Source organism: Actinosynnema sp. (assembly GCF_052038725.1).
The window spans coordinates 1-3,861 of sequence record NZ_JBQGCX010000536.1; the positions used below are offsets into that span (position 1 = coordinate 1).

Sequence of the window (3,861 nt, forward strand, 5' to 3'; positions counted from 1 at the left end):
CAGCGCGACGGCCCCCGCCGTGGACGCCCTGAGCACCGAGGGCCCCAGCCTGACCACGTGCGCACCCGCCTCCACCAGCGCGGACAGCTCCTGCTCCGCGATGCCGCCCTCCGGGCCGACGACCAGCAGGACTTCACCCGAGGGTGGCAGCGCCACCGAGCCGATCCCGACTTCGGCGGACTCGTGCAGCACCAGCACCGCCGCGGCCCGCGACGCGAGCGCCGCGAGCTGCTTCGTGGTCACCGGCTCCCCCACTTCGGGGACCCGCGCCCGGCGCGCCTGCTTGGCCGCCTCGCGGGCGGTGGCCCGCCAGCGGCCGAGCGCCTTGGCCCCGCGCGGCCCGTCCTCCCACTTGGCCACGCACCGCGCCGCCTTCCACGGCAGCACGGCGTCCACGCCCGCCTCGGTCGCCAGCTCCACGGCCAGCTCGCCGCGCTCGCCCTTGACCAGCGCCTGCACCAGCACGACCCGCACCCCCGGTTCGGGCACGGTCCAGCGCTCGACCACGCGCAGCCGCAGCGAGTCCTTGAGCGCCTCGGTGATCTCGCAGCGCACCTGGTCGCCGCTGCCGTCCGACAGCACCAGCTCCTCCCCCGCGCGCAGCCTGCGCACGGTGGCGGCGTGCCTGCCCTCCGGGCCGTCCAGGACGGCGGCGGACCCGGTGGGCAGGCTCTCGACCAGGAAGACGGGGAGGGTCACCGGTGGCCGCGGCCGGAGCGCAGCCGCGAGAACAGCCCGCCGCCCTTGCCGCCGCCCGACAGCGAGGGCTCCTCCTCGCCGCGCACCGAGGCCAGCTCGCGCAGCAGCTCGCTCTGGCGGGCGTCGAGCTTGGTCGGCACCACGACGTCCAGGTGGACGTGCAGGTCGCCGCGCCCGTCGACGCGCCCGTTGGAGCGCAGCCTCGGCATCCCGCGGCCGGTGAGCACCAGCTCGGTGGCGGGCTGGGTGCCGGGTTCGATCTCCAGCTCCTCCTCGCCGTCGAGGGTGGACAGCGGCAGCACCGCGCCGAGCGCGGCCGTCGTCATCGGGATGCGCACCGAGCAGTGCAGGTCGGCCCCGTCGCGCTCGAACACGTCGTGGGCGATCTCCTCGACCTCGACGTACAGGTCACCGGCGGGGCCGCCGCCGGAGCCGACCTCGCCCTGCCCGGCCAGACGCACCCGCATCCCCTCGGCCACACCGGCCGGGATCTGCACCGAGATGGTGCGGCGGGAGCGGACCCGGCCGTCGCCCGCGCACTGCTGGCACGGGTCGGGGATGACCTCGCCGAAGCCCCGGCAGACCGGGCACGGCCGGGCCGTGACGACCTGGCCGAGGAACGAGCGCTGCACCGACTGCACCTCGCCGCGCCCACCGCAGGTGTCGCAGCGCACCGGGGACGCGCCCTCCGCGCAGCCGCTGCCCACGCAGCGGTCGCACAGGATCGCGGTGTCCACCGTCAGCTCGCGGTTCGCGCCGGCCGCGCACTCCTCCAGCGTCATGGAGAGCCGGATCAGCGCGTCCGATCCGGGCTGGACGCGGCTGCGCGGTCCGCGACCGCCGCCTCCCGCGCCCGCGCCGAAGAACGCGTCCATGATGTCGCCCAGCCCGAAGCCGGCGAACGGGTCGCCGCCACCCGCGCCTCGCCCGCCGCCACCCGGCTCCAGCGGGTCGCCGCCCAGGTCGACGACCTGCCGCTTGCGCGGGTCCGACAGGACCTCGTAGGCGGCGGTCACCTCCTTGAAGCGCGCTTCCTCGTTGGGGTTCACGTCCGGGTGAAGCTGGCGCGCGAGCTTGCGGTAGGCGCGCTTGATCTCCTCGGGTGTCGCGTTCTTGGAGACCCCGAGCGTGCCGTAGTAGTCCCTCGCCACCGTGCTGTCCTCCTGCGGGCGCGCTGGAACACGCGCGCGCTAGCCTGCGTCGCTTGCGAAACGTCCTGCGGGCGCGGGGTGTTCCCTCACCGGACGGTGAGGATGTCCCCCACGTAGTGGGCGACGGCCCTGACGGCCGCCATAGTGGACGGGTAGTCCATCCGGGTTGGTCCGACCACGCCCATGCCGCCGAGCAGCTTGTCAGCGCTGCCGTAGCCGATGGACACGACCGAGGTGCTGCGCATCTCCGCCGCCTCGTTCTCCTCCCCGATGTGCACCAGCACGGTGCCGGGGTCGTGCGAGGCCGCCAGCAGCTTGAGCACCACCACCTGCTCCTCCAGCGCCTCCAGCACCTGGCGCAGTGAACCGGGGAAGTCTGCCACGTTCCGGGTGAGGTTCGCCGTGCCACCCAGCACCAGGCGCTCCTCGGGGTGCTCGACCAGGGACTCGATCAGCACGGTGCTGACCCTGGTGGCGATGTCCCGCAGGTCGCTCGGCACCGTCTCGGGCAGCTGGGCGACCTCGGCGGAGGCGTCCGCGAGCCGCTTGCCGACCAGCGAGCCGTTGAGCATCGCCCGGATGCGGGCGACGTTGTCCTCGGTGATCACGTCCCCGAGGTCCACCGACCGCTGGTCCACCCGACCGGTGTCGGTGATCAGGATCAGCATCAACCGCGCCGGGGTGATGGCGAGCACCTCGAGGTGCCGCACCGAGGCCCGGCTGAGCGTCGGGTACTGCACGACCGCGACCTGCCGCGTGAGCTGCGCGAGCAGCCGAACACTGCGCCGCAGCACGTCGTCCAGGTCGCAGGCCCCTTCGAGGAACGAGTGGATGGCCCGCCGCTCGGCCGTCGACAACGGCTTGACCTCGCTCAACCGGTCGACGAACAGCCGATACCCCTTGTCGGTCGGCACCCGCCCGGCGCTGGTGTGCGGCTGGGTGATGTACCCGTCCTCCTCCAACGAGGCCATGTCGTTGCGCACGGTCGCACTGGACACCCCCAGGTTGTGCCGCTCGACCAACGCCTTGGACCCGACGGGCTCGTGGTTGGAGACGTAGTCGGCGACGATGGCGCGCAACACCTCGAAGCGCCGCTGATCAGCGTTCACCGCGTGCCACCTCCGCTGGTAGGGGGCACAGCCCCCTGATGTCCTCGCCCCGATTTTACGGAGACGACGCCCCCCGGTCCCCCGCGAGTTCGGAAAGTCATTCACAGGTTACGAACCCCACCCCCCCCCAGCGATCCGCACCCGACCGCACTCCCCGCCGCAACCGCCCCCACGCCAACCACAGCAGCCCCCACACCAACCGCCACGCGGGCGGCGGGGCGAGCAAAGCGAGCCCGCAGCCACCCCGTCCCGCGTCCCTCTTCTCCGTTTGGCCTGGCGAAGCCCGAGCGCAGGTGTCAAGACGCCGCCGCACTATGCGGCAGACCGCCCGAGTCAAACGGCGTCTTGACGCCTGTGCTTGCCTGAAAGGAGGCCAAACGGAGAAGAGGGACCCGGACCACCGCAGTGGTAAACCGGCACCGAGCACCAACGGCCACCGGCCGGCAGAGCCCGTCCCCCTCTTTTTTGGAGGTCTGCCCCGCCGGCGAGGCGTGCTCTTAAGCTCTTGCCCTTCGCCCTTCGCCCTTGCCCTTGGGTTGAAAACCCGTCCTCAGGTCACCCGCCCTCAGGTCACCCACCCTCAGGTCAACCGCCGGACCACCGCGTCAGCCAACAACCGCCCCCGGTCCGTCAACACGCACCGCCCCCGCGCAAGCGCCACGGGCTCCAACAACCCCTCAGCCGCCACCCGAGCAGCCTCCCGCCGCCCGTCCCGGTCCAGAACCTCCACCGGCAGCCCTTCGGACAGTCGCAGCTCCAACAGCACCCGCTCGACCCTGCGATCGTCCTCCGCCAGCACCTCACGCCCCGCGGCAGGCGACCCCCCACCCGCCAGCACCGCCGCGTACTTCGCCGGGTGCTTCACGTTCCACCACCGCACCCCACCCACGTGGCTGTGCGCC

General features: G+C 72.9%; 3 protein-coding genes and 1 pseudogene. All 4 read right to left on the reverse strand.

Annotated elements, in window-relative coordinates:
- The coding region (locus ACTUAL_RS10800; RefSeq protein WP_440900154.1) for a 16S rRNA (uracil(1498)-N(3))-methyltransferase at positions 1-699 on the reverse strand (699 nt) is incomplete at its 3' end.
- Positions 696-1,850 (reverse strand): molecular chaperone DnaJ, encoded by a 1,155-nt coding sequence (gene dnaJ, locus ACTUAL_RS10805; protein WP_096491896.1) that lies wholly within the window; start codon positions 1,848-1,850, stop codon positions 696-698. The genes dnaJ and ACTUAL_RS10800, both read right to left, overlap by 4 nt.
- Positions 1,851-1,936: 86 nt before the next feature.
- A complete protein-coding gene (hrcA, locus tag ACTUAL_RS10810; protein ID WP_096491895.1) occupies positions 1,937-2,959 on the reverse strand; it encodes a heat-inducible transcriptional repressor HrcA in 1,023 nt (340 codons plus the stop codon).
- Between the two features lie 580 nt (positions 2,960-3,539).
- Positions 3,540-3,861, reverse strand: a pseudogene (locus ACTUAL_RS10815) (radical SAM family heme chaperone HemW); the annotation flags it as partial.